General features: G+C 69.2%; 21 protein-coding genes. 8 read left to right on the top strand and 13 right to left on the bottom strand.

The genetic code is table 11. The annotated features are described in order from the left end of the window. Window positions 1-222: 222 nt before the first annotated feature. A complete protein-coding gene (locus tag CQ047_RS15280; protein ID WP_105676637.1) occupies window positions 223-612 on the top strand; it encodes a VOC family protein in 390 nt (129 codons plus the stop codon). 326 nt (window positions 613-938) lie between these two features. Here CQ047_RS15280 and CQ047_RS15285 read toward each other — a convergent pair whose 3' ends face one another. Next, window positions 939-1,484: a hypothetical protein gene (locus CQ047_RS15285; protein WP_146114359.1), complete on the bottom strand. Its 546-nt coding sequence runs from the start codon at window positions 1,482-1,484 to the stop codon at window positions 939-941. Window positions 1,485-1,585: 101 nt separating this feature from the next. Beyond that, window positions 1,586-3,508: a thiamine pyrophosphate-binding protein gene (locus CQ047_RS19140; RefSeq protein WP_258132710.1), complete on the bottom strand. Its 1,923-nt coding sequence runs from the start codon at window positions 3,506-3,508 to the stop codon at window positions 1,586-1,588. Between the two features lie 201 nt (window positions 3,509-3,709). On the opposite strand from CQ047_RS19140, the gene CQ047_RS15300 reads away from it, so the two are divergent. The 3 genes from CQ047_RS15300 to CQ047_RS15310 are packed head-to-tail and all read left to right on the top strand — an operon-like array spanning window position 3,710 to window position 7,145. Further along, a complete protein-coding gene (locus CQ047_RS15300) occupies window positions 3,710-5,383 on the top strand; it encodes a circularly permuted type 2 ATP-grasp protein (protein WP_105676643.1) in 1,674 nt (557 codons plus the stop codon). Beyond that, a complete protein-coding gene (locus CQ047_RS15305; RefSeq protein WP_105676644.1) occupies window positions 5,377-6,303 on the top strand; it encodes an alpha-E domain-containing protein in 927 nt (308 codons plus the stop codon). The genes CQ047_RS15300 and CQ047_RS15305 overlap by 7 nt, the downstream gene beginning before the upstream one ends. After that, the gene (locus CQ047_RS15310) at window positions 6,300-7,145 is read left to right on the top strand and encodes a transglutaminase family protein (RefSeq protein WP_105676645.1); all 846 of its coding nucleotides are present in this window, start codon (window positions 6,300-6,302) and stop codon (window positions 7,143-7,145) included. Before CQ047_RS15305 ends, CQ047_RS15310 begins: the two co-directional genes overlap by 4 nt. Here the strand turns inward: CQ047_RS15310 and CQ047_RS15315 are convergent. Beyond that, the gene (locus tag CQ047_RS15315; RefSeq protein ID WP_105676647.1) at window positions 7,129-7,950 is read right to left on the bottom strand and encodes a class II glutamine amidotransferase; all 822 of its coding nucleotides are present in this window, start codon (window positions 7,948-7,950) and stop codon (window positions 7,129-7,131) included. The genes CQ047_RS15310 and CQ047_RS15315 overlap by 17 nt on opposite strands. A gap of 68 nt (window positions 7,951-8,018) precedes the next feature. Between CQ047_RS15315 and CQ047_RS15320 the strand changes: the two genes are divergently transcribed. Continuing rightward, entirely contained in the window at window positions 8,019-8,528 is a 510-nt protein-coding gene (locus CQ047_RS15320; protein ID WP_223586868.1) for a phosphoribosyltransferase, read from the top strand. Between the two features lie 31 nt (window positions 8,529-8,559). Here the strand turns inward: CQ047_RS15320 and CQ047_RS15325 are convergent, their stop codons facing one another. Beyond that, on the bottom strand, window positions 8,560-10,083 hold the full coding sequence (locus tag CQ047_RS15325) for an ATP-dependent DNA ligase (RefSeq protein WP_105676649.1): 1,524 nt from the start codon (window positions 10,081-10,083) through the stop codon (window positions 8,560-8,562). A gap of 87 nt (window positions 10,084-10,170) precedes the next feature. Between CQ047_RS15325 and CQ047_RS15330 the strand changes: the two genes are divergently transcribed. Continuing rightward, complete coding sequence (locus CQ047_RS15330) at window positions 10,171-10,572, top strand: hypothetical protein (RefSeq protein ID WP_105676650.1); 402 nt, start codon at window positions 10,171-10,173, stop codon at window positions 10,570-10,572. A gap of 7 nt (window positions 10,573-10,579) precedes the next feature. Next, window positions 10,580-15,367: a DUF5724 domain-containing protein gene (locus tag CQ047_RS15335; protein ID WP_105676652.1), complete on the top strand. Its 4,788-nt coding sequence runs from the start codon at window positions 10,580-10,582 to the stop codon at window positions 15,365-15,367. Window positions 15,368-15,406: 39 nt separating this feature from the next. On the opposite strand, the gene CQ047_RS15340 is transcribed toward CQ047_RS15335, so the two are convergent. From CQ047_RS15340 to CQ047_RS15370, 7 genes are all read right to left on the bottom strand, one after another. Then, window positions 15,407-16,177, bottom strand: coding sequence for an enoyl-CoA hydratase/isomerase family protein (locus CQ047_RS15340; protein WP_105676653.1), 771 nt, complete (start codon window positions 16,175-16,177; stop codon window positions 15,407-15,409). Between the two features lie 13 nt (window positions 16,178-16,190). Continuing rightward, window positions 16,191-17,354, bottom strand: coding sequence for a 1,2-phenylacetyl-CoA epoxidase subunit PaaE (paaE, locus tag CQ047_RS15345; RefSeq protein WP_105676655.1), 1,164 nt, complete (start codon window positions 17,352-17,354; stop codon window positions 16,191-16,193). Continuing rightward, a complete protein-coding gene (gene paaD / locus CQ047_RS15350; RefSeq protein WP_105676657.1) occupies window positions 17,354-17,881 on the bottom strand; it encodes a 1,2-phenylacetyl-CoA epoxidase subunit PaaD in 528 nt (175 codons plus the stop codon). The genes paaE and paaD overlap by 1 nt, the downstream gene beginning before the upstream one ends. Beyond that, a complete protein-coding gene (paaC, locus tag CQ047_RS15355) occupies window positions 17,875-18,708 on the bottom strand; it encodes a 1,2-phenylacetyl-CoA epoxidase subunit PaaC (RefSeq protein ID WP_105676658.1) in 834 nt (277 codons plus the stop codon). Before paaC ends, paaD begins: the two co-directional genes overlap by 7 nt. Then, entirely contained in the window at window positions 18,705-19,010 is a 306-nt protein-coding gene (gene paaB, locus CQ047_RS15360; RefSeq protein WP_105676660.1) for a 1,2-phenylacetyl-CoA epoxidase subunit PaaB, read from the bottom strand. The genes paaC and paaB overlap by 4 nt, the downstream gene beginning before the upstream one ends. Continuing rightward, window positions 19,010-20,011 carry a 1,2-phenylacetyl-CoA epoxidase subunit PaaA gene (gene paaA / locus CQ047_RS15365; protein WP_105676661.1) on the bottom strand — a complete coding sequence of 334 codons (1,002 nt, stop codon included), beginning with the start codon at window positions 20,009-20,011 and terminating at the stop codon, window positions 19,010-19,012. The genes paaB and paaA overlap by 1 nt, the downstream gene beginning before the upstream one ends. Before the next feature lie 230 nt (window positions 20,012-20,241). Then, on the bottom strand, window positions 20,242-20,661 hold the full coding sequence (locus CQ047_RS15370; protein ID WP_105676662.1) for a pilus assembly protein CpaE: 420 nt from the start codon (window positions 20,659-20,661) through the stop codon (window positions 20,242-20,244). Window positions 20,662-20,730: 69 nt separating this feature from the next. Between CQ047_RS15370 and CQ047_RS15375 the strand changes: the two genes are divergently transcribed. After that, a complete protein-coding gene (locus tag CQ047_RS15375) occupies window positions 20,731-22,839 on the top strand; it encodes a RecQ family ATP-dependent DNA helicase (protein ID WP_105676663.1) in 2,109 nt (702 codons plus the stop codon). A 143-nt stretch (window positions 22,840-22,982) separates the two neighbouring features. On the opposite strand, the gene CQ047_RS15380 is transcribed toward CQ047_RS15375, so the two are convergent. Continuing rightward, window positions 22,983-24,635: an AIPR family protein gene (locus CQ047_RS15380; protein WP_146114360.1), complete on the bottom strand. Its 1,653-nt coding sequence runs from the start codon at window positions 24,633-24,635 to the stop codon at window positions 22,983-22,985. Window positions 24,636-24,765: 130 nt separating this feature from the next. Further along, a complete protein-coding gene (gene paaK / locus CQ047_RS15385) occupies window positions 24,766-26,061 on the bottom strand; it encodes a phenylacetate--CoA ligase PaaK (RefSeq protein WP_105676667.1) in 1,296 nt (431 codons plus the stop codon). Between the last annotated feature and the right edge of the window lie 175 nt (window positions 26,062-26,236).

Below are 26,236 nucleotides of genomic sequence, written 5' to 3' on the forward strand. Positions count from 1 at the left end.
CGGGCGCGGCCTGCGACCGGGGCGCTAAGGGCCTGAGGGCCTGAGGGCCGAGTGCCGGAGAGCTGAGGGCCGAGGGCTGAGGGCTGAGGGCTGAGTGTTGGAGGGGCGATGCGGCGTCGGATGCACGGTCAGTGGAGGCGCGCGGAAGGGGGTGTCGCTATGTCGGAGGCCCCGCGTACCTTGGTCGCAGGCGGGAGATGCCCGCGATGGAGGGTGTGTGCGATGACCTGGAAGATCGAGCTCATCTTCGTGCCGGTGACCGATGTCGACCGCGCGAAGGACTTCTACACGAAGATCGGCTTCAATCCCGACCACGATCAGGTGCCCTACGAGGGGCTTCGGTTCGTGCAGATGACCCCTCCGGGGTCGGCCTGCTCGATCGCCTTCGGCACCGGTCTCGACATCCCGCTCGAGCCGGGGCAGCAGAAGACGATCCAGGTGGTCGTCCCGAACGCCGACGAGGCGAAGGCGCAGCTAGAAGCCGTCGGCGTCGCGACGCGCGGCGTCGAAGACCTCGGCTGGGGTCGCTTCGTCTGGTTCGACGACCCCGACGGCAACACGTGGACCCTGCAGGAGCTGCCCGACTACGCGGCGGCGAACCAGCAGGCCTGAGCGCAGCCGCGGCGGCCCGATGCGGTTCGTCCCCTGTTGAAGGGGTGTTCGAACCGGTTGACCTCTGCGGTCCAGTGAGCAGTTCCGGACTGCAGAGGTCATCCGACCGACTCAGCCGAGGCTCGACCTCAGTCGAGGGCCGATTCAGTCGATGATGGATCGAAGCCGAGGCTCGACCTCAGTCGAAGGCCGACCTCAGTCGAGGATGGAGCTCAGTCGAGGACCGATCGCGGCCGAGGACCGATTCAGTCGAGGACTGACTCAGTCGGGGACTGACTCAGCCGAGGACCGACTCAACCGAGGACCGACTCAACCGCGCGTCGATCTCAGTCGAGAATTGACTCGAGCAGCTCGGACTCATCGGAGTGGATCATCTGCATGAAGGGCAGGAGCACGGTCACGGCGAAGAGCGTGGAGGCCGGGTCCGCGATCATGCCCTCCGGATCTGCGTCGATCGTGACCGTTCCGCTCAGGTCGTCGATGTTCCAGCGTGCGGCGAGGGCGCCATCGACCTTGACCTCGACCGAGTCGTCCCAGTCCTGTCGGGCGAGGTAGTCGCGGCCGTCGATCCTTCCGTCCACCGCGAAGTAGAGCAGGTTCTCGCCGAGCCGGTCGCTCAGCCGGTCCTCGCGATCGTCTCGGCGCACCAGGTAGTCAGGACGTACGAGCCGCTTGAGCCAGGACCGGCTGAAGCTGCCGATCCCCACTGTCGTCGGCGTCGCGCCCTCCGGCTCGAAACAGAACGTCCCTGCCGTCTCGGCTCCGTTGATCGTGCCTCGGCTGATCGTCCCGACGAGGGCGCCGGTCTCCGTGCGGACCTCGATCGCCTTCATCGTGGTGATGAGCGTGCTCAGGACGCTGGGGCGGAACACGTAGCGCATGCTTCATCTCACCATGCGGACCGCGACCTGCGTCGGCGACCTCGGGAGTTCACGGATGATCACCATGCGGAACGCGACCTGAGTCGGCGACCTCAGGAGTTTACGCGGATGATCTCCTGCTGGTACGGCGCGATGACGTCGCCCGAGATCCGCAGGTCGAGGAGCAGGAAGCGGCGGCTGGCCGCATCCTCCCGCGCCCACTCGCCGAGACGGTCGAGGTCGGCGAGGGTGCGCACCACGACGCCCTCGGCGCCGACGGCCGCGCCGAACGCCGCGAAGTCGACCTCCGGGATGCGCATCGGCCCCTCGGCGAGGCCCTTCAGCCCGTAGAGGTTCACCTCGGCGCCGTAGGCGGCATCGTTCCAGATCACGGCGATGCCCCGTCCGGCCGCCGCGCGCACAGCGGACTCGAGGTCGGCGATCGCCATGAGGCCACCGCCGTCACCGCTCGTGAGCACGACGGTCGACTCCCGGCGCGCGAGCGCGGCGCCGACGACGCTCGGCCAGCCCTGACCGATCGACTGGAAGGCGGTGCCGACCATCATCATGCGGTCGGGAGCAGCGACAGGCCAGTACATGTTCGCCCATCCGATGAAGTGGCCGCCGTCGGACACGACCACGCGGTCCTCCGGCAGCAGCTCGGCGATGCGTCGTGCCGCCGAGCGGGGGTCGAGCCGTCCGTCCGGGGCGAGGTCGTCGCCGGTCTCGTATGCGCGCGAGCCGGCCACGTCGACCGTCTCCCGCCAGGGACGGGCGGGCACGACACTAGGCACGGCTTCGGATGCGGCGCTGGGCACGGCTTCGGATGTGACACCGAGCTCGGCATCGGGCGCGGCTTCGGATGCAACACCGGGCATGGCTTCGGATGTCGGCACTGACACGCCGCGCGCATCGAGGGCTCGCCCGGCGTGTCCTGCCTCTGCTCCGACGCTGTGCTCGGCAGGCACGGCGGCCTCTTCTCCGACGCTGTGCCCGGCAGGCCCGGCAGGCCCGGCGGCCTCTTCTCCGACGCTGTGCCCGGCAGACGTGGCGGATGCCGCGGCCACGCGCGTCACGAGCTCCTCCGCCGCGACGCGGGCGTCGGCCCGCACGAAGCCGCCGACGTGCGGGTGGGTGGCCGCGGGGGCGGTGTCGATCTGGAAGACGCGGGTTCCGGGCGCGAACAGCTCGCCGAAGCGCATCGTGAACTGGTTCAGCGACGCGCCGAAGACCACGGCGACGTCGGCGGTGCGGACGAGCTCCATGGCTCCGTCGGCGCCGAAGCCGCCGGTCACGCCCAGGTCGTACTGCGTCTCGGGGAAGACGCCGCGGCCGAGCGCCGACGAGGCGGTCAGCGCTCCGGTGAGGGCGGCGAGCTCGCCGAGCGCTGAACCGGCGCCGGCCAGCCAGGCGCCGCGCCCCGCGAGCAGGAACGGGCGCTCGGCGCCGCGCAGGGCGTGCGCGATCTCATCGAGCATCCCCTCGGCGAACTCACCGCGCGGAGCGAGCGGCGCGGGGATGCGCGGAGACGGTGCCGGCGGCACATCGCCGGCCTCGAGGGCGGCGACGTCGTAGGGGATCGCGAGCACCACGGGCACGCGGTAGGTCAGGGCGTGCTCGATCGCGATGACGGTGGTGGCGGCGGCATCCGCCCGTCCGACCGTATAGGTGCGGGCGCCAACGGCAGAGGCGAGCGCGATCTGGTCGACGTCCCACGGACGAGGGCCGGAGGTGGGCTCGTCGCCGACGACGAGCACGAGCGGCACGTGCGCCTGCACGGCCTCAGCCAGAGCGGTCAGCGTGTTGGTGAAGCCGGCGCCGTACGTCGAGGTGCCGGCGGCGATGCGCCCCGAGGCGCGGAAGTGCGCGTCGGCGGCCACGACGGCGCCCTGCTCGTGGCGGACGGCTGTGAAGACGGCATCCGTCTGGGTCTCGATGGCGTCGAGGAAGTAGGCGTTGCCGTTGCCCATCACGCCGAAGACGGCGTCGATGTGCTGGGCGAGGGTGAGGGCGACGTGCGCGGAGACGGTGGGCATGCGAAAGCCTTTCGAGACAGGGACGGAGGATGCTGTTCCGTATGTGTCTCGCCCCCGCTGCGATGCGGGGTGCTTCGTGCCTCTTTTTCAGGCACCGGCCTCGTCAGAGCCGGACCCGTCGATTCTAGCGCGAGAGGGCCCGACTCGGCGCCGTCTCGCGACCGTAACATCGCGGAAACCGCGACGCGGAAGCATGCGGTCATGGAGTCGCTGTTCAACGGATACACCTCACGACGGAGCGCGGTGCGGACCGGGCCTGGACCCTGGGACGAGATGTTCCCGGCTGCGCCGGACGGAGAGGTGCGCGGCCCCTATCGGGATCTGTACCCGGCTCTGGCCGGTATGGATGACAACGAGCTGCGGGCCCGCACGGATGCGCTCGCCAGCAGCTACCTCGCCCAGGGCGTGACCTTCGACTTCGCGGGGGAGGAACGCCCGTTCCCGCTCGACGTGGTGCCGCGCGTGGTCGCGGCGGACGACTGGCTCTACGTCGAATCCGGTGTGAAGCAGCGGGTCAGGGCGCTGGAGGCGTTCCTCGCCGACGTCTACGGCCCGCAGCTCGCCGTGCAGGACGGGGTCATCCCGGCATCCCTCATCAGCTCCTCCTCGCACTTCCACCGTCAGGCGGCGGGCATCGTCGGGGCGAACGGCGTGCGCATCCACGTCGCCGGGATCGACGTCATCCGCGATGAGGCCGGGGCGTGGAGGGTGCTCGAGGACAACGTCCGCGTGCCGAGCGGCGTCAGCTACGTCCTCGCGAACCGGCGGGTCATGGCGCAGACCCTGCCCGAGCTGTTCACCAGCCTCCGCGTGCGGCCCGTCGTCGACTACCCGGGGCGCCTGCTGCAGGCGCTGCGTGCGGCCGCGCCCGAGGGCGTCGATCACCCGAACGTCGTGGTGCTGACCCCGGGAGTGCACAACTCGGCCTACTACGAGCACACCCTTCTCGCGCGGATGATGGGCGTCGAGCTCGTCGAGGGGCGTGACCTCTTCTGCTCTGGCGGACGGGTCTGGATGCACACGACCGCAGGCCCCACGCGTGTCGACGTGATCTACCGACGCGTGGATGACGAGTATCTCGATCCGCAGCACTTCCGCCCCGATTCGGTGCTCGGCGCCCCGGGGCTCATGCTGGCGTCGCGGCTCGGCACCGTCACCATCGCGAACGCGGTGGGCAACGGCGTCGCCGACGACAAGCTCGTCTACACGTACGTCCCGGCCCTGATCCGGTACTACCTGGGTGAGGACCCCATCATCCCCAACGTCGACACCTGGCGGCTGGAGGAGCCCGCCGCTCTGGAGGAGGTGCTGGATCGGCTCGACGAGCTCGTGGTGAAGCCGGTCGACGGGTCAGGGGGCAAGGGGCTCGTCGTCGGGCCTGATGCCTCCCGCGCCACGCTGGAGGAGCTGCGCCGCACCCTCCTCGCGGACCCCCGCGGGTGGATCGCTCAGCCGGTGGTGCAGCTCTCCACGATCCCGACGCTCGTCGAAGACGGGTTCCGTCCGCGGCACGTCGATCTGCGCCCCTTCGCGGTGAACGACGGCGACGATGTGTGGGTGCTCCCCGGCGGACTGACGAGGGTCGCCCTGCCGGAGGGGCAGCTCGTGGTGAACTCCAGTCAGGGCGGCGGCTCCAAGGACACGTGGGTGCTCGACCCCTCGCTGTTCACCGGGCCGACGACGCTCGCCGGGGCACCGGACCCGGCATCCGACGAGGTCTCGCTCGCCACCGGAGCGATCGCCGTGGTCGCGCCTCCCCGCGAGGACCCGCACCCTCCGTTCCTCTCGTCCCCGCAGGACGAGGACGTCGAGGCGCGGCACCACCAGCAGCAGCAGCAACAACAACAGCAACAGCAGGGAGGTGCGTCGTGCTGAGCCGCATCGCCGAGGCGCTGTTCTGGATCGGCCGCTACGTCGAGCGCGCCGACGGCACCGCCCGCATCCTGGACGTGCACCTGCAGCTGCTGCTGGAGGATCCCTGGGTCGAGGAAGACACGGCGTGCCGTGCGCTCCTGTCGGTCATGGGCACCAGCGCCGAGCCGGACGTCGTGCTGAGCCGCGACGACGTCGTGCGCCTGCTCGCCCTCGACAGGGAGCACACCGCATCCATCGCGCACTCGATCGCCTCCGCTCGGGAGAACGCGCGGCGCGCCAGGGAGATCATCTCCACCGACCTGTGGGAGACGCTCAACGAGTCCAACGCGCGGATGCCGCGGCGCATCGCCTCCGACAAGACCCACCCGTTCTTCCGCTGGGTGCGCGACCGCTCCGCCCTCGCGTTCGGGGTGGTGGACTCCTCGACCAGCCGCGACGAGGCCTGGCACTTCTTCGTGCTCGGACGGTCGATCGAACGCGCCGACATGACCGCACGGCTCCTCGCCACCCGGTCGCTCACGGACGCCGCCGGACCCAGCTGGACGACCCTGCTGCGCAGCTGCGGGGCGTACGAGGCGCACCTCCGGAGTCACAGGGCGATGCCGACCGCGGCGTCCGCCCTCGAGTTCCTGCTGGTGGATCGGCTGTTCCCTCGTTCGGTGCTGTCGAGCATCCTGCAGGCCGAGGACTGTCTGCGCGGCATCGACCCGGCCGGCGCGTTCGGAGCACCCGACCGCGCGCACCGCGTGCTCGGACGGATGCGGTCGGAGCTGGAGTACCGGCCGATCGGCGACATCGTGCATCGCCTGTCGGAGAGCATGGAAGAGGTGCAGGTGGGGATGTCGATGGCGAGCGACGCGATCAGGGAGCGCTACTTCCCGTCGATCGCGATGCCGGTGTGGATCGGAGAAGCGCTGTGAGCCGGCTGCGGATCGTGCACAGGACCGGGTTCCGTTACGAGAAGCCGGCCACCGCGTCGTACAACGAGGCGCGGATGCTCCCGCATTCGCGCGACGGGCAGTTCGTGCTGCAGGCGAACCTGGAGATCACGCCGACCGCCACCCAGCACTCCTACGCGGACTACTGGGACACGAGGGTCTCCACGTTCGAGGTGCTCACGCCTCACCAGCTGCTGTCGGTCACTGCGACGAGCGTGGTAGACGTGCGGCCCGCTCCGGCTGCGGCGGCCTCGATCGACTGGGACGAGCTGTCCGCCCGCATCCCGCTGTCGCTCGCGCTCGCCGAGTGCGTGGCGCAGACGCCGGCGACCGAACCCGATGACGAGATGCGCGACCTGGCCCTGCGCATCGAGGCGGAGGGCGGCGACGTCGACGAGACGGCCTTCGAGATCTGCCGGACGGTCGGGGAGGCGATGGAGTACCGGCGAGGGGTGACCGGGGTGACCTCCACGGCGCGCGACGCCTGGCCGACGCGTTCGGGGGTGTGCCAGGACATCGCCCACGTCGCACTCGGGGTGCTGCGAGCGGCCGGCATCCCCGCGCGGTACGTGTCCGGGTACCTGCACCCCGACCCCTCAGCGGGGATCGGGCAGCCGGTGATCGGCGAGTCGCACGCCTGGGTGGAGTGGTACTCGGGACGGTGGCGCGGATACGACCCGACCAACCTCGTCGAGATCGGGGAGTCTCACGTGTACGTGGGGCACGGTCGCGACTACGGCGACGTGGCTCCGCTGCGCGGGGTCTACGCGGGGCCGAGCGCCTCGGAGCTCTTCGTCTCCGTCGAGATCACCCGGCTCGAGTGACGTCCGACTCGGCGCGGTGCAGGAGCACCGTCGATGCGGTGAGGTCGTCGAGGCGGATCGTCGTGACCGACTCGGGCGGCAGAGCCTCCCAGTCGTACCCGGAGACCCCCGTGGAGCCGATCAGCAGGGCGCCGTCGTCCGTGCGCGTCCAACGCAGAGCGAAGTAGTCCTCGTTGTGCTCCTCGGGCAGCAGCGGATGCTGCGCGATCTCGTCGAGGTCGTCGTCGGAGAGCACGCTGCGTGCGCTCGCGCGCACCACGACCATCTGCTCCCGGTCGAGCATGATCGCATTGAGACTCGCGAGAGGGAAGACCTCGCGCAGCATGCGGGCCGCATCGGCCGTCGCCGCGGAGAGCGGGATGCCGAGCGCGAGCCGTTCGCGGATGAGGGCGAAGTACATCTCGCTGTCGGTCTCCCCGGTCATCTCGGCGAGGCTCTCGGGGGAGAGCAGGGCGCGGGCGCTCTCGATCGGCTTCAGCGAGCCGTTGTGCTCGAAGGCCACGGCGCCGCGGAGGAAAGGGTGAGCGTTGCGGTCGGCGATCTCGATGCCCGCTGTCGCCCACCGCAGGTGCACCATCGCAGCGCGGGCCATCGTGGTCGCCGCATCCTCGAAATCGGGGTCGGAGACCGCCGAGAGAGCGGACTTGCGCACCCCGGGCGCCTCGCCCCGGCGCTCGACCCCGGCCCAGCCCCAGCCGTCTCCGTGCAGGCGGGCGAGGGAGATCAGGCGCTCCATACCGGTGTCGCCGAGCTCGCGGCGCACCGACGACGGGGTGGGGGAGACGAAGGCGAAGAGGCGGCACATGGTCCTTCGTTTGTAGCGCATCCTCCGACCCGGCGGCGTGACGCCCGTGCATGAGCGAGAATGTACCGGTGACTGATGCATCGAACGAGCGCGAGACGCTCACCTGGGACGGCTTCGGATCCGCGACGCGCGACCTCGCGCGCAAGATCCTCGACAGCGGCTTCGAGCCGGAGGTCGTCGTGGCGATCGCTCGGGGCGGGCTGCTCCCGGCCGGCGCGATCGCGTACGGGCTCGGCGCGAAGAACTGCGGCGCGATCAACGTCGAGTTCTACACGGGTATCGGCACGGTGCTCGACGCTCCGGAGGTGCTGCCCCCAGAGCTCGACATGGCCTACCTCGACGGACGTCGCGTGCTCCTCGTCGACGATGTCGCCGACTCCGGACGCACCCTCGCGCTCGCCGTCGAGCTGCTGAAGGAGAAGGGCGCCGACGTGCGCTCCGTCACCATCTACACGAAGCCGTCGACGATCATCCAGCCCGACTACGCCTGGAAGGACACCGATCTCTGGATCAACTTCCCGTGGTCGTTCCAGGGCACGGTGCGCGAAGAGGACCTGGGGCTCGCTCCCTCCGCCTGACGTGGGACGTCGCGCTCAGACTGCGCGGGACTCACCCGCGCAGCAGAGCGCGCAGGGTCTGGATCGTGTCGGCGCCCTCGGGGGTCTTATCAGGTCGGTAGCCCTTGACGCGCGCGAAGCGCAGGGCGAGGCCGCCCGGATACCGCGGTGAGCGCTGCACGCCGTCGATCGCGATCTCGACGACCAGTTCGGGGCGCAGGAAGACAGCGGATGCCGTGCGCCTCTCCTCGTGCTGCGGGAAGGTCTCCGTCTGCCAGCGGAGCAGTTCGTCGGTGAGTCCTTTGAAGGTCTTGCCGACCATCACGAAGCCCCCTGGCTCGCCGAACTCCCCGTCGGGATCGCGTGCGCCGAGGTGCAGGTTCGACAGCCAGCCGCGGCGGCGCCCCGACCCCCATTCGGCGGCGAGCACCACGAGGTCGTACGTGAGCACCGGCTTGACCTTGACCCAGGACTTCCCGCGCCGGCCGGCGGCGTAGGGCGAGTCGATGCTCTTGACCACGACGCCCTCGTGGCCGGCGGCGAGAGCATCGCGGGAGAGCCGCTCTGCGGCGTCGGCGTCGCCCGTGACGATGCCGGGCATCCGCCAGCGTTCGGCGACCCGATCGAGTTCGGCCAGTCGCACCGAGAGCGGCTCGTCGATGAGGTCGCGTCCGTCGACGTGGAGCAGGTCGAAGAACCAGGGTCGCAGCGCGAGATCGCGCGAGGCCTCGGCGCCGAACCGCGACATGGTCTCCTGGAACGGGCGCGGGCCTCCGTCTTCATCGAGCGCCAGGGTCTCGCCGTCGAGGATGAGGTCGTGCGCCGGGAGGCCGCGCACGATCTCCACGATCTCGGGCACGCGGTGAGTGATGTCGGCGAGACTGCGCGTGAACACGCCGACCTCGTCTCCGTGCCGATGCACTTGGATGCGCGCGCCGTCGAGCTTGTACTCGACCGACGACTCTCCCGTCAGCTCCAGCGCCGCCGTCGGCGTCGCGGCGGTCGAGGCCAGCATCGGCAGCACGGGGCGGCCCAGGACGAGACCGACGTCGTCGAGCTCGTCGGGGGTGCCGGTGAGGGCGATCACCGCGGTGACGCCGAGGTCGCCCGACAGCATCGCCGCGCGGCGGACGGCGGCGGGAGGGCGGTCGGATGCCCGAGCGATCGCGTCGAGCAGGACGCCCGCGAGTGCGCCGGTGCGCAGCTCGCCGAGCATGGAGCGGGCGAGGAAGTCCCACTCGTCGGGCGTGGCCCGGGCGGCGAGAGCCGTGAGAAGCTCGTTGCGCGCGGTTGCGGATCCGGGGCCGGAGGCGCTCGCGAGCGCATCGAGCGCACCGTCGACCTCCAAGATGGTGAGCGTGGATGCCGCCGCGTGCGTGACCTCGAGCGTGACGATCCCTCGCCAGCCGACCCCCAGTCGTCCCTGTCGCGGTGCGGCGAGCAGCAGGCCGACGAGAACCGGGAGCTCCTCCGCTTCTGTCTCGGCGAGAAGCGCGGCGAGCGTGTCGATCTTCGCGAGCCGCGACCGCGTGGCTGAGATCGTCCGGGTCTTGTCGACGACGTCCGCGAGCTTCATCACTGCAGTCTGGCACCGGCCTCCGACATCCGACCAGCGGGATCGACCTGCGCATCCGCTGTCGGAGCCCCATGCCAGACTGGCTCCATGATCGTCGAGAGCACCGCGCCGGGCCGAGGAGCGTTCGGCGAGCCCGTCACGCTCCTTGGAATCAGCGGCGAGCACTCCCTGAGATCGCTGTTGCGCTTCCTCGTCGAGCACGAGGTGGGTCTCTACGTCGCCCATCGGGAGCGCTCAGCGACCCTGCAGATCCTCACTCCCGCAGACCTCGTCAAGGGTGTGGAGACAGGACGCTACGGCCACGAGCCGCGTGCGCTCCCGGCGTCCCCCGTCATCGACGGGGCCTATGCCCGTGCCGTGGAGGCCTTCGACGACGAGCTGTACTTCGTCTTCCTCGACGACGTCCGGATCCACGCACTCGACGACATCATCGTGGTCGAGCCGCACTCGCGCCTCCGGCTCGTGCGGCTCGTCGCGCTCACCGGATAGGAGCACCGTGCTGACTGCCGAGCAGGCGACCGAGGAACTGAGCAGGTTCTGCTCGTGCGACAAGGAGGGCGTGCCGCGCCCGGTCGACGTGCACGGATGGGGCGCTCCGCGTCTCGCCCGCCGCATCGCCGACCACCTGAACGTCAGCAGCGGGGCCCACGACCCCGAAGCTGCAGAGGCGGTGCGGGCCACGGCGCGGGCCCTCGCAGACGAGCTCGACGCGCTCGACGACCGTGCGCGCACGAAGGCGCTCAAGGCGCTGTGTCCGTCGGTCGGCGCCGAGCTCTCGTCCTGGTGGGTGTGGTCGCGATCACGGCCCTACGTGCAGGGGTCCTGGAGTAGCGCACCGTATCGTTCCACGGACCTCCGGTTCACCCTGCCATCGAGGTGGGAGAGACTCGTCTCGCTGATCCGTCATGTCACCCACTATCCGCAGCCGATCGAGTGGCACGCGACCTGGCTGCTGCACCTCCCCGAGCATCCGCGACTCGGAGACTTCGTCGCATCCGCTGTCGACGCGGGCAACGCCGCAGTCCGCCGCATCCTCGTCGAGGGCATCTCGGGATCGCATGCGGTCGCCGGTCCATCGGCTCATGCCTACGTCGCCCTGCTCGCGGCAGACGACGCCGGCGCCTGGGACCTCGTGGTCGGCCAGCTGCTCGACGCCGGACGTGCGGAGGGCCTTCGGCAGACGATCCTCGACGCGCTCGACGTCGCGCACCCCGGAGCGATCGAACGTGTGCTCGGCACCGTGGCCGACGAGGGGCTCATCCGCTTCTCGAGCTCGATCCGCGCGCTGTCGCGGTGGGTCGACGAGGAGCTGACCGTGCGCGATGCGGTGCGCGCAGACGCGGCCGTCGCGACGATCGTCCGATTCCTGCGCACTCCGCCGACGTCCGACGACCTCCGCGCGGGGAGTCGCATCGAGGCCTATCTCGGTCTGTGGACCCTCGCGGTGCGCGACATCGGCGTGGCGATCGGTGCGGCGGCGGAACTCATGGACGACGACGATGCGGGGCTGCGGCTCGCTGCGTCGCGGATGCTGGTCAGGCTCGGGCACCCGTCGATCGTCGACGCACTGGCCCGCGGCCTCGAAGACGACGACCCGGCGGTGTTCGCGGTGGCGCTCGCCGCCTGGCCCGCGCACCACGCCGCAGCGCACCGGGAGTGCACGTTGACGGCCGCCGCGGCCCGTGGACTGCGTGAGCGCAGCGGCCGGCTGACCTCCCCGCTCGCGGTCGACATCGGGATCATGGCGCCGCGCATGGTGACGCTGAAGAAGACCGACATCATCGACGTCGTCGCGGTGTACTCCGACACCGACGAGATCGACATCGCGACCGCGTCGCCTGACGTGCGTCGAGGAGCGGCGGCGAGGTACGCGAAGAACCTCGAAGGCCATCGGGCCGACCTCTTCAGGCTCCTTCTCGACCCGTCGTCCCAGGTGAGGAGCGTCGCGCATCGGGGCTTCGCCGTCGAGTCGATCACGGACGACGAGGCGAGGGAGCTGGAGCGCGCGCTCACCCGCAAGGCCGACGACATCCGAAAGTGCGCGCTGCGGCTCCTGCAGCTGCAGGGGCAGGAGGGCGTCATCGCGTCGGTGGAGCGGCTTCGCGCCGGTACGCCGGATCAGCGGCGGGCCGCGGAGGATCTCGCGCAGATGGCAGGACTCGGGAGGAAGACCGACCCCGTGGCGCCTCAGGACAGCGCTGGCGCGTTCTCCGATCGTCCGGCCGCGCTCCGATTCGGAGTCGAGGAGCGCACGCCGGCCGTGCGTCCTCAGGCGCCATCGAGGTCGCGATGGGACGGCTACCACCCCGGAGCGCGCCGAATCTGGCTGTCTTTCGAGGCATGGATGGACGAGCACTCCGACGTCGAGGTGCAGTCGAATCACGGCGTCCAGCTGCTCGCCAACGTGCAGGGGCACGAGCTCCGCACGGGCGATGACGGGACCATGCCTCTCGCCGAACTGGTCGATCCCTGGTGGGAGCGGGTGCGCGGCGACCTGATCGACGGCGGTGTGGAGCTGGCTCTGCTCTCCATCCTGAACGCGGATCAGGACGCGATGGGCCTGCGGATCCTCGGCGACATCGGACGTGACCGCGGCGATGCACAGGGATCGTTGCGGGTCGCTCTGATCGACCACCTCGCCCGCAGGGAGCGGCGTGCGACGTGGGCGGACCCGATGATCGATCTGCTGGCGCTCCTGGCCGCAGAACTGCCGACCGGCCGGTTCCTCGGGCCCAGGAACGTCCGCTTCGGCGAAGACCGGAGACGCATCGGCAGCGACCCCCGCGAGGGTGGCATGTTCGGCCGCGTGTCCGGCTACCTGGACCCGACGTCCCTCGACGACCAACGGCTCCGCCGACTCTGGGGCATCCTCCGCTTCGTCGACGAACCAGAGGGAGCCGTCGACCAATGGGACGGTCCGAAAGTCGAGTGGAGCGACCCTTGGTATCGCAACGAGGTCGACGTGTCGGTCGATCAGCCGTTCCGGTTCCGGCCGCCGCTCGAGGTGGTGCGCACCGCGTTCGAGCGTGGCATCGCGACCCGTGCCGATCTGGTCGACTGGGCGTTCGTGCGGCCCCTGCGGCAGAGCGAGCTGCGTGGTCTCGAGACCAATCCGCTCGCCAGGCTCAGCGGCATCACCGGGGCCGCCGCCGCCACGCAGAGCGTGGTCGATGACGTGCAGCGTGCCGTCGTCGAACTGGAGCTCCCGCGCGGCGACCAGATGACGAAGTACTCCCGGATGGCGATGTCGTTGCAGAGGGTCACTGGAGCGGAGACGCTCGTCGCGACGGTGAAAGCCCTGGGGCGCCGTCCGATTCCGCGGCGACACCTGTACGCGGAGGACAGGGAGGAGGTCTTCGCCCACCTGATCCGCGTGCACCACCCGGCGAGTGACGAGACGGCGGAATCCGTGGCGAAGGCGTTCGCCACCGCAAAGATCCCCGAGAGCAGGGTGATCGAGACTGCCGTGTACTCGCCGCAGTGGGCCGAGGTCTTCGAGGAGCACCTGGGCTGGCCGGGGTTCGCTTCGGCTGTCTGGTGGCTCCACGCGCACACTCCGGTCGACACCCATGAGATCAACCGAGATATCCGCGCTTATCGGGGGCGGGAGATCGCGAGGCGGACCGCGGTGCCGTCGGACGATCGGGAGCGCGGCTGCGCGGACGCCGAGTGGTTCCACCGGTTCCACGCCGAGCTCGGCGACGATCGCCTCGACCGTGTGCTCAAGGCCGCGAAGTACGCCTCGGTGGCAGGCGAGCACAAACAGGCGGAGCTGTTCGCAAACGTCCTCCGAGGCCGCGTCGGCGAGGAGGAGCTGCTCGCTCGGATGCACGAGAAACGCCACCAGGATGCCGTGCGCGCGTATGGGCTGCTGCCGCTCGCCGACGAGCCCGAGGTGCTGCTGCAGCGGTACGAGGTGCTGCGCGCGTTCGTGAGCACCGGCAAGACCAACGGCGCGCAGCGTCGCGCCACCGAGACCGCAGCTGTGCACACCGCGCTCGAGAACCTCGCCCGCTCCGCGGGATATCGTGACCCGCTGCGGCTGACCTGGGCCATGGAAGCGCGCACGGCGACAGACCTCCTGCACGGCCCCGTCGCCGCCACGGACGGAGACCTGACGGTGAGCCTGTCGATCGACGCGCAGGGGATGCCGACGATCGCGGTGGACCGCGCCGGGAAGCCCCTCGCGTCGGTGCCGGCCGCGAGCCGGAAGGTCGAGCGCATCGAGGCTCTCCGAAACCGCGCCGCAGAACTCAAGAAGCAGGCGCAGCGTATGCGGTCTTCGCTCGAGGCCGCCTGCGTCCTCGGCGACGTGTTCGAGGCAGGGGAGATCGCGCTCCTGACCTCTCATCCGCAGCTCAGCAGGATGCTGGCCGACCTCGTGCTGGTCGACGGCGAGGGACGCGTCGGGTTCCTCAGCGGAGCCGGGGACGAGCTCGTTCGTGCCGACGGCACCGCGTTCGAGCCGGTCGGCGGACTGCGGATCGCTCACCCTCTCGATCTGCTGGCGAGTGGAGACTGGCCCGACCTGCAGCATGAGGTCATGACGCGGGGCCGGCCGCAGCCGTTCAAGCAGGTGTTCCGCGAACTCTATGTGCCGACGGAGAACGAGAAGGGCGAGGGCGGAGTATCGTCTCGCCGTTACGCGGGCCACCAGATCGACGCCCGTCGCGCCTCCGGGCTGTTCACCGCCAGGGGGTGGATGCGAGACTACGGGATCGGTTATGAGCGCACCTTCCACAACGAGAAGATCCACGTGTTCTGCAACGTCGACGACGGGTGGGACACAGCAGCGGGGGCCGAAGACGCAACGGTGAGCGATGTGCGGTTCGGTCCGGCGGGAAGCCACCGCGCGATCCCGCTGGACGAGGTGCCGCCGCGCGTGTACTCCGAGACCATGCGGGATCTGGACCTCGTGGTGTCGGTCGCCCACTCGAGCGGCGTCGATCCCCAGAGTTCAGAGTCGACTATCGAGGCGAGGCGGCGGATCGTCGAGGAGACCTGTCTCCTGCTCGGACTCGAGAACATCGAGGTCTCCGGGCATCACGTCCGGGTGAAGGGGGCACTGGGCGTGTACTCCGTGCATCTGGGGTCGGGGATCGTGCACCGCATCCCCGGGAACACCCTGTTCATCATCCCGGTCGGGGGGCAGCACAGGGGACGAGTCTTCCTGCCCTTCGTCGACGACGACCCGCGCACCGCCGAGGTCGTCTCCAAGGTGGTGATGCTGGCGAGCGACGACAAGATCAAGGATCCGACGATCGTGAGCCAGCTTGTGCGCTGAGTCGCGAGGCCCCACAGGCGCCGCGGTCCTCCCGTCGTGTCAGCGGCCGCGGAACTCCGGCTTCCGCTTCTCCTGGAACGCCGCGAAGCCCTCGCGGTAGTCGTCGGTGTCGCAGAGCGCGGCCTGGGCGGCGTTCTCGATGCCCACCGCATCCCACAGCGCGAGGCGCTCGTCGCGGATCCGTGCGACGAGCCGCTTGCTCGCGAGGAACGCGGCCGTGGCTCCACGGGCCGCGGCGGTCGCGGCATCCGTCGTCGCCTGCGCCACCTCGTCGTCGGGGAGCACCCGGGAGAAGAGGCCGGACTGCACCGCCTCCGTGCCGCTCATCAGACGCCCGGTGTAGATGAGATCGAGCGTCTTGTGGGCGCCGAGGCGGTCGAGGAAGAGCGCGTGGCCGCCCGAGTCGAGTGTGGCGCCGAGAGCCGCGAACGGCGAGCCGATCTTCGCGGACTCCGCCACGTACACGACATCGGTGGCGATGAGGAGCCCGAGCCCCACACCGAGGCATGCTCCGTGGGCGGTGGCGAAGGTCGGCGCGGGGAACCGCGACATCCGCTGCAGGAGCGGGGTCACGAGGCCGTCGAGGTAGCCGATGACGTCGTCATCCCTCGGATCCACGCCGGAGATGTCGCGGCCGGCGCAGAACGCCCGGCCCTCGCCGCGGAGCACCAGGGCGCGCACGCCTGCGGCCTCCGCCTCGTCGTAGGCCATGCCCAGGCCGTGCAGCGCCTGCTCGTCGAGCGCGTTGAGGCGCGACGGCGCGTTCAGCACGATGGTGGCGACGTCGTCGTGGATGCTCAGGTCGATCATCGGATGCTCCGCTTCACACGTCGTAGTCGACCACGACGCGGTCGCTCGTGGGGTGGGACTGGCAGGTGAGGACGTAGCCGCGTTCGAGCTCGTCCGGCTCCAGGGCGTAGTTCTCGGTCATGGTCACACTGCCCTCGATGACCCGCGCGCGGCACGTGCCGCAGACGCCGCCCGCACACGCGAACGGGGCGTCGGGGCGCACCCGGAGCGCGGCGTTCAGCACGGACTCGTGCGCGTCGACGGGGCTCTCCACCGTCGACGAGACGCCGTCGAGGTTCACCTCGATGCGGAACGTCTTCTCACCCTTGCGCACCTCGACAGGGCGCGCGGTGCGCAGCGGCTCGTCGCCGGTCGTGAACAGCTCGAAGCGGATGTGCTCGCGGGCCACCCCGACATCCGCGAGCACCTCGCGGCACAGGTCGACGAGAGACAGCGGGCCGCACAGGAACCACTCGTCCACATCGGTCGGATCGATGAGCACCCGCAGGATCGTCCGCAGCTTCTCCTCGTCGATGCGGCCGGACAGCACCGGCGCCGTGCGCTGCTCGCGCGAGAGCACGTGGTGCAGCGTGAGCCGGGTGGGGTAGCGGTCCTTGAGGTCGGCCAGGTCCTCCAGGAACATCACGTCGAGCGTCGACCGGTTCGTGTAGAGCAGCGTGAAGCGCGAGGTCTCCGAGCGCGTGAGCACGGTGTGCGCGAGGGCCATGAGGGGCGTGATGCCGGAGCCAGCCGCGATCCCGACGATGTGGCGGTGGTCGAGGTCATCGAGACCCGAGGTGAAGGTCCCCTGCGGGCTCATCACGTCGATGCGGAACCCCGGATGCAGCCCGGTCTGCGCCCAGGTCGAGAACAGCCCGCCCTCGTCGCGCTTGACGGCGACGCTGAGGCGCGTGGGCTGCCCTGCGCCCCTGTGCTCCGGCGCGCGGCACAGCGAGTACGAGCGCCGCACCTCGACGCCGTCGAGGGTCGTCCTGAGCGCCACGTACTGGCCGGGCAGGTGGTCATAGTCGTCGGCGAGCTCGGCGGGCACGGCGAACGTGACCTCGACCGCATCGTCGGTGAGGGGACGCACGTCCTCCACGGTGAGCGTGTGAAAGCGAGCGCGCGTGCGCTCGCCGGAGACGCCGCGCGAGGGGGCGGATGCCGGAGCGGTGTGAGCGGAGGCGAACAGCGACATCAGTGCACCTTGAAATGGTCGAAGGGCTCGAGGCACGCACGGCACTCGAACAGCGCCTTGCAGGAGGTCGAGCCGAAGTGGGAGACTTCACGCGTGTCCAGCGATCCGCATCGCGGGCAGCGGACGCTGAGGGCGAGCCGGATGGGACCGGTCGACACGGCGGCGCGGCCGGAGGGCGGGGCGATGCCGTACTCCGTCAGCTTCCGCTTGCCGGCATCCGACATCCAGTCCGTGGTCCAGGCGGGGGAGAGCACGAGCCGCACGTCGACCTCCGCGTACCCCGCGGCGGTGAGAGCGAGGATCACGTCGTCGCGGATCGCGTCCATCGCGGGGCAGCCGCTGTAGGTGGGCGTGATGTCGACGCGCACGACGCCTCCGTCGACCTCGACGGCACGCAGCACGCCGAGGTCCTCGATGGTGAGCACCGGCACCTCCGGGTCGGCGACGGATGCCGCGATCCGCCACGCGTCGTGCTCCCGGCCGTCGAGCGAGGGCGCCTGTGTCCGGGCCTCGCCCGCGGTCACCATGTCGCCCCCGGGTGCCGGCGGGCGAGCACCTGCATCTCCGCGAGGAGGTGGCCGAGCGGGGTCGCGTGGGCTCCGTGCCTGCCGCCGGCAGACGATGCGGCGACGGCGGGCGTCGACAGCTCCGCCTCGGCGAAGACGGTGTCGATGACCCCGTCGACACCGGCGCGCAGCGACGATGGACGCACCGCGGCGTCTCCGAGGCGGTCGATCAGGGGCTCGTCGCGGAACAGCTCCTCGACGTAGGGCCAGACGTCGCCGAACGCGCGGACGATCCTGGTCCGCGACTCCTCCGTGCCACCGGCCAGACGCAGCACCCACTGCACGGCGTGGTCGCGGTGGTAGTCGACCTCCTTGAGCGCCTTCTCGGCGATCGCGGCGAAGGTCTCGTCGGTGCTTCCGCGCAGCGCGGAGTAGAGCTCGAACATGTAGGTCGCGACGATGAACTGCCTCGCGATGGTCTGTGCGAAGTCGCCGTTCGGCTGCTCGACGATCCAGGCGCAGCGGAACTCCGGCTCGTCGCGGAAGTAGGCCAGGTCGTCTTCGCTGCGGCCGTCGACGGATCCGGCGTAGCGCAGCAGCGAGCGGGCGTGGCCGAGCAGATCGAGGGCGATGTTGCCGAGGGCCACGTCCTCCTCCAGCTCGGGGGCGTTCGAGATCCAGGCGCCCAGCTGCTGCGAGAGGATTAGCGCGTCATCCCCGAGCCACAGGGCGTACTCGGCGATGTCGGCGGATGCCGCGATCGCCCCCGCGCCGGCGAGCTCGTCGCTCAGCCGGAGCTCGTCGACGGAGACGTCGCCGTGGACGTCGCCGTGGATGTCGTCGCTCACAGGTGCGGCACCCCCTCGGACGCCGTGTAGTACACGGCGTGGCGGTAGTTCTTGCCCGCGGGGCTCTCGAAGTACGCGCCCTTCGCGTCTGGGTCGCTCGTCGTGATCGCCTCGGCGGGCACCGCCCAGATCGACACGCCCTCACCGCGCCGCGTGTACAGGTCGCGGGCGTTGCGGATCGCCATGTCGGCATCCGGAGCATGCAGCGAGCCCACGTGCACGTGGCTGAGTCCGCGGTTCGCGCGCACGAAGATCTCCCAGAGGGGCCAGGGTTCGCGCTCGTCGGCGCCGGGGGTCGCCATCACGCCGCTCCCCGACCGGTCGTCGAGCGAGCCGCAGGCGAGCCGAAACGCTGCTTGCGCGCGTACTCGGCCGCGGCCTCGCGCACCCACGCGCCCTCCGCGTGCGCCGTGCGGCGCCGTTCGAGACGCTCGGCGTTGCAGGGTCCGTTGCCCCGGAGCACCTCGAAGAACTCGTCCCAGTCGATCTCGCCGATGTCGTACTGCCCGGTCTCGTCGTTCCAGCGCAGATCGGGGTCGGGCAGGGTGATGCCGAGGATCTCGGCCTGCGGCACGAGCATCCCCACGAAGCGCTGGCGCAGCTCGTCGTTGGAGAAGCGCTTGATCTTCCACTTCATCGACTGCGCGGAGTTGGGGGACTGGTCGTCGGGCGGTCCGAACATCGCCAGGCTCGGCCAGTACCAGCGGTTCACGGCATCCTGCGCCATCTGCCGCTGCTCCTCGGTGCCCTGCATGAGCGTCAGCAGGATCTCGAAGCCCTGCCGCTGGTGGAAGGACTCCTCCTTGCAGACGCGCACCATCGCGCGTCCGTACGGGCCGTAGGAGGCGCGGCACAGCGGCACCTGATTGCAGATCGCGGCGCCGTCGACGAGCCAGCCGATCGCGCCCATGTCGGCCCAGGTCGGGGTGGGGTAGTTGAAGATCGAGGAGTACTTGGCTCTGCCGCTGATGAGCTGGTCCATCATCTCGTCGCGGGTGATGCCGAGGGTCTGCGCGGCGGAGTAGAGGTAGAGTCCGTGGCCGGCCTCGTCCTGCACCTTCGCCATGAGGATCGCCTTGCGCTTGAGGCTCGGCGCGCGGGTGATCCAGTTGCCCTCCGGCTGCATGCCGATGATCTCGGAGTGCGCGTGCTGCGAGATCTGACGGATCAGCGTCTTGCGGTAGGCGTCGGGCATCCAGTCCCGGGGCTCGATGCGCTGCTCGTTCGCGATGAGCTCGTCGAACAGGCGCTCCTCGTCGGAGAGCTCCTCGTTCACGAGGGAGAGGTCTGCGGGGCTGGTCATCATCGACTCCTCAGGGTCCGGCCTTCTTTACTGACCGTTCGTTAGGTAATTCTGACACGGCGCGTCGTCGCACGCAAGACAGTGCCCTCCGCCGTGCTCGGGGCCGGCGCTCCAGAACTCCGGAGAAACCGGAGATGCGGGAGCTGCCCCTTTCGCGCACGCGTGAGTCGAGCGGTATCCGGATGGCCGGCGCCGCCCGATCTCCGGAGTTCCGGAGCGGGAGGGGAGGGTCAGTGCGAGCGGGAGATCAGCTCCAGAAGCGCAAGGCCGTACGCCTCCGCGGGATCCGGATGCTCGAACGCCAGCGTCTCCCCGGCGATCTCGATCTCGACGAGGAAGGCGTCGCCGAGGCGGGTCAGTCGACGGAAGGTGCCGCGGAGGAGGTCGCGCAGCTGATCCTCTCGGGGCAGCCACACGGCGTCTGCGAGGGTCACGGCGTCGAGCGCCCACTCCGTCGTGCCGTTGAACGCGAGGTCGGTGCCGCTCGGGGTCTGACGCGCCTCGATCGTCATCTCGCTCACGGTGAAGATGTCGGCCTCCGCCTCGAGCTCCACCTCATCGGGCAGATCGAGCTGGAAGCGGTCTCCCTCGGCGGGGTGCCACATCAGCCCGGCCTCGCGCAGGGCGACGGCGAGCTCACGGGCGATCATGGGTCAACGGTAGAGCATCGACATCTACGCGTCGCCGACGATGTCCGCGACGTGAGGCAGAGTGGGGACATGACCTCTCCGCTCTCCGGCGACACCCGCACCGCCGCCCTCTCCGCACTGCGCGAACTGGTCGGGAGGCCGGACGCCGAGTTCCACGACGGGCAGTACGAGGCCATCGAAGCTCTGGTCGAACGTCGTCGTCGCGCGCTCGTCGTGCAGCGGACGGGGTGGGGCAAGTCGGCGGTGTACTTCGTGGCGACCCTGCTGCTGCGCCGGCAGGGCGCGGGGCCGACCGTGCTGGTGTCGCCGCTGCTGGCGCTCATGCGCGACCAGATCGCGGCCGCCGAGCGGGCGGGCGTGCGCGCGGTCGCGATCAACTCCACGAACGCGCACGAGTGGTCCGATGTGCTCGCGCAGCTCGACCGCGACGAGGTCGACGTGCTGCTGGTGTCGCCGGAGCGGCTGAACAACCCGTCCTTCCGTGAGGAGCGGCTGCCCGCGCTGGTGCGCCGCATCGGCATGCTCGTGGTCGACGAGGCGCACTGCATCAGCGACTGGGGTCACGACTTCCGCCCCGACTACCGGCGCCTGCGCGACCTCATCGCGCAGATGCCCGCCGACGTGCCGGTGCTCGCGACGACGGCGACGGCGAACAGCCGCGTCGTCGCCGATGTGGCCGAGCAGCTCGGCACCGGCGAATCGGATGCCGAGGTGCTGACCATCCGCGGCGCCCTCGCACGCACGTCGCTGCGGCTGGGCGTGCTGCGGCTGCCCGATTCGGCCAGTCGTCTCGCCTGGCTGCTCAGCCACCTCGACGATCTGCCCGGCTCCGGCATCATCTACACGCTCACCGTCGCGGCGGCCGTCGACACCGCTCGACTGCTGCGCGAGCGCGGTCACGAGGTGCGCGCCTACACGGGGCAGACCGACGCCGACGAGCGCGAGGAGTCGGAGGGCATGCTCAAGCGCAACGAGGTCAAGGCGCTCGTCGCCACGAGCGCCCTCGGGATGGGCTTCGACAAGCCCGACCTCGGCTTCGTGCTGCACCTCGGAGCCCCGTCCTCTCCCGTGGCGTACTACCAGCAGGTCGGTCGCGCCGGCCGTGCGAGCGAGAGCGCTGACGTGCTGCTGCTGCCCGGCGTCGAGGACCGCGACATCTGGCACTACTTCGCCACCGCGTCGATGCCCGATCGGGAGCGCGCCGAACGGGTGATCTCCGCTCTCGGCGACAGCCCGGTCTCGACCCCGGTGCTCGAGGCGATGGTCGACATCCGGCGCACACCTCTGGAGCTCCTGCTCAAGGTGCTCGACGTCGACGGTGCGGTGCGGCGGGTGCAGGGCGGATGGGTGGCCACGGGCGAGCCGTGGATCTACGACGCCGAACGGTACGAGCGGATCGCGGCGGAGCGTGTCGCCGAGCAGCGCAGCATGCTCGACTACGAGACGACGGCAGGCTGCCGCATGGAGTTCCTCCAGAGTGCGCTCGACGATGACACCGCGGTCCCGTGCGGACGCTGCGACAACTGCGCCGGGGCGTGGTTCCCCCGCGACATCGAGGAGCGGGCGACGGCCGCGGCATCCGAGTCCCTCGATCGGGTCGGCGTGCCGATCGAGCCACGACGAGCCTGGCCGACCGGCGCCGACCGGCTGGGCGTTCCCGTGAAGGGGCGCATCGCACCGGCCGAGCAGGCGGCCGAGGGGCGCGCGCTGGCGCGGCTCACCGATCTCGGCTGGGGAGGAGCGCTGCGAGACCTGTTCGGCGCGGGGGCCGCGGATGCCGTGGTCCCGCCGCAGCTCCTCGCCGGGTGCGTGCGCGTGCTCGCCGGGTGGGGATGGGAGCAGCGGCCGGTCGCCGTCATCGCGATGCCGTCGCGCTCCCGCCCCCAGCTGGTGGACTCCCTCGCCCGCGGCATCGCGGAGATCGGCCGGCTGCCGTACCTCGGCGAACTGGGGCTGGTCGGCGGAGGGCCGACCGGTCAGCCCGGCGGCAACAGCGCCTTCCGCGTCGCGGGGCTCTGGGAGCGGTTCAGCGCCGAGGGGCTCGACGTGCCGGACGGGCCGGTGCTGCTCGTCGACGATCAGGCCGACAGCCGCTGGACCCTCACGATCGCCGCCCGCGTGCTCCGCCAGGCCGGTGCTGCCGAGGTGCTGCCGTTCGTGCTGGCCCTGCGGGGCTGATCGGCCTGAAATGTGTCCTCGCTGAACACCGACTCAGCATCCCAGCAATCGCTGCAAGTTCGGGAAGCGCCGCCCGACGCACCTGAATTCTCTGTGCAGCTCCGGCCGCGCTGGAGCTCACGCATGCCTGAAGTGGGTAGGGGTCAGAGGTCGGCGTCGCTCAACAGCTTCGAGACCCGTGATCCATTCTTAAAGACATTGCCAGGGTAAGCGTTAGTTGGAAAGATCTCAACAAGAGAATCAACCATGTTGCTGACATCGCCTCTGAGGTTATTTAGGTTTGCGGTCAAGTCGTGATCTGGGTCTGCCAGTGCTTTCTGGCCAATCTTCTTCATGACGAGATGAGCGATAACTCTTCGACCGTGAACGGCGACGCCGCCTTTCACTCCATCCGACTCGCGCTCAATGTCGTCGAGGATTTCATCGACCGCGTCCGTGATTACGACAGCTCGCGAGAGTCGTAGCGGGTCAGTTGATGGATTGAATAGCGCTGAGTACGAATCAGTGAAGAGTCGTGACACTTCTCTCTTTGCTACGACGCTGTGGGACGCATTCGGTGACGCGCATGCGAGGGCAATTGCCGCCTGCCGCAACTCGATGACTTTTGTCGGGTCCTTGCTTTTTGGCACTTCCGCCGAACGAAGCAGGTACTCGTATCCTAGAACTTGAAGTTCACGTACGAGTCGGTGCTGCTCTGGATCCAGAAAAGCGAAGTCTTGACTTGAGACCTCATTCTGCGTATTCGCGTAGCGCGTGATGCTCCGCCCGAGATCTTCCTCGGCGAGTGGTACCTCAATGCAGCGGACAAGAACGAAAGCCTTGCCAAGGTTTTCCTCTCGCTCAGTCCCAATTGCTGAACCAAGAGTGGAAACAGTCTGTGCGCCGTTCACTATGCTCGCGCTGGTCAACTTGAAATAGCCGACGTCCCTGTTCAGCAAACCGCCAGGGCCAGTCTCAATCGTATCTGCGAGGATGGTTATCCCGTTGTTGTAATAGACAAAGCGATCTGGTTTCGTCGCGATGGTCGAGAGGATTCCCTCATTTATGTCGGAGCGGGGGATCACTACGCGAATATTCTCCGCAAAAAGGTCTGTCCCGTGTTCCTTGAACCATGATGCGATCTCGGCTGCGCTGACGCGTCCGTAAAAGATCCGCTGAGGATCGGAAGCCTTGCCCCAATCGAGCATCTGAAGGTCGATATCAACAGAGGGGCGAATTTTCTCGGAGATCGAGTTGAAAAGTGCGGCCTGGCCGAAATGGTTGTGACCTGCCAGCGGCTCGACGTCCTGGAGGTCGTTGAGCTGCTCAAGAATCTCTTGAATCGGTAGCTCGACTTCTTCCGACGGCTCCTCGCTTGCCGTTGAAACTGTGACTAGTCTAATTCGAGCTCCGGGCGTCTTGAGTAGTTCACGGACGGCTGTCTTGGTGGTTTCTGACGCGTGTATTGGCTCTTCGTCAGATTTCATTCCGAGAAGGGATCTCACGCCGGCGAGGAACTTCAAGACGCCACCCAGATCAATCGACCCGGTTCCATCCTGGCGCCACTTCGATTGCACCAGTACCACGAGCTTGGCAGAGGGATCGACACCAATGGCATCGATCCCTCGATCTTCGCCGCCATCGGTAATCTCAATAATTTGAGATCCGTCTGCGAGGTTGCCGAGGACCAAATGTACTGCGTGAAGGCCGAGGAGCCGCGAAAGGTTCGCTACGTCGTCTAGTTTTGCGTTCCAGTGTTCGCTTTCGTAGAGGCCGCGAACGTGGGTCTCGATTTGGCTTACATGAAACTTGCTCAAGTTCGACTCCTGACGGTTGGTTGAATCGACAGTAGCGTGTCCGAGTCAACATAGAGCGGAGGGTTCGTCCCTCTCGGGGCCTGTTCCAAATCTTGGCATAGATTGCTCCGCGCGATTCATGCCCGGCTTATCAGCGCAGGTCGTACACGCGCTTGTACTTGCCCTCGCTGCGGGGGAGCACCCCCGGCTCCTCGACCTGCACCTCGACGCTCGTGCCGATGTGCATCTTGATGCGGTGCCTGAGCACGGCGGCTGCGCCCTCGCACTCCTCGGCGCTCAGCGAGGGATGCCGCTCGATCCGCACGGTCAGGGAGTCCATCCGCCCCGCCCGGTGCAGCTCGAGGATGAAGTGCGGGGTCAGGGTCTCGATGCCGAGCACGATCTCCTCGATCTGGGTGGGGAACAGGTTCACGCCGCGCAGGATGATCATGTCGTCGTTGCGGCCCGTGATCTTCTCGATCCGACGCACCGCAGGGTAGGTCGTGCCGGGCAGCAGTCTCGTGAGGTCGCGCGTGCGGTATCGGATCACCGGGAACGCCTCTTTGGTGAGCGACGTGAACACGAGCTCTCCGAGCTCGCCATCCGGCACAGTGACTCCGGTGTCGCCGTCGATGGTCTCCGGCAGGAAGTGGTCCTCCCAGATGTGCGGACCGTCTTTCGTGAGCACGCTCTCGCTCGCGACGCCGGGGCCCATGACCTCGCTCAGGCCGTAGATGTCCACGGCGTCGATGTTCAGGCGCCGCTCGATCTCCCGGCGCATCTCGTTCGTCCAGGGCTCCGCGCCCAGCACGGCGACCTTCAGCGAGGTCGCGGCAGGGTCGAGGCCGGCGGCCTCCAGAGCATCCGCGATCGTGAGCAGGTAGCTCGGCGTGCACAGGATCGCATCGGGCTCGAAGTCGGTGATCAACTGCACCTGCCGGGCGGTCTGGCCTCCGGAGATCGGGATGACCGTGGCGCCGAGCCGTTCGATGCCGGCGTGCGCGCCGAGGCCGCCGGTGAACAGCCCGTAGCCGTACGCGTTGTGCACCTTCATGCCCGCGCGGATGCCCGCGGCGTGCAGTGACCGCGCGACCAGGTCGCTCCAGCGCTCCAGGTCGCCCGCCGTGTAGCCCACGACGGTCGGCCGGCCGGTGGTCCCCGACGAGGCGTGGATGCGGCGCACATCGGCCATCGGCACGGCGAACATGCCGAACGGGTAGGTCTCGCGCAGATCGGCCTTGGTCGTGAACGGGAGCCTCTGGACATCGGCGAGCTCGCGGATGTCGTCGGGATGAACGCCGTGCTCGTCGAAGGTGCGCCGGTACAGCGGCACGTTGTCGTACGCGTGGCGCACGGTCCACTGCAGGCGGCGCAGCTGCAGCTCGGCGAGCGCATCGCGCGAGTGCAGCTCGGTCTCGGTCCCGATCTCGGGAAGTTCTGAGGTCATGGTCGACTCCTTCGTCGCAGGGGCGGCATCTTCATTTCAGCGGGTGTCGGTCGGGTGCGATCTGCCGTACACGTACGCCGCTGTGCCGCGGATGCATGAACGGGTGAAGCCCCTGTCGCGGGCAGCGGCCGGCTCGTAGGCTCGCCGCAATCGGACGGAGCCGTCCGCGGAGAAG

The organism is Microbacterium sp. MYb72 (genome assembly GCF_002979415.1).
In the GTDB taxonomy this organism is placed as follows: Bacteria; Actinomycetota; Actinomycetes; order Actinomycetales; family Microbacteriaceae; genus Microbacterium; species Microbacterium natoriense.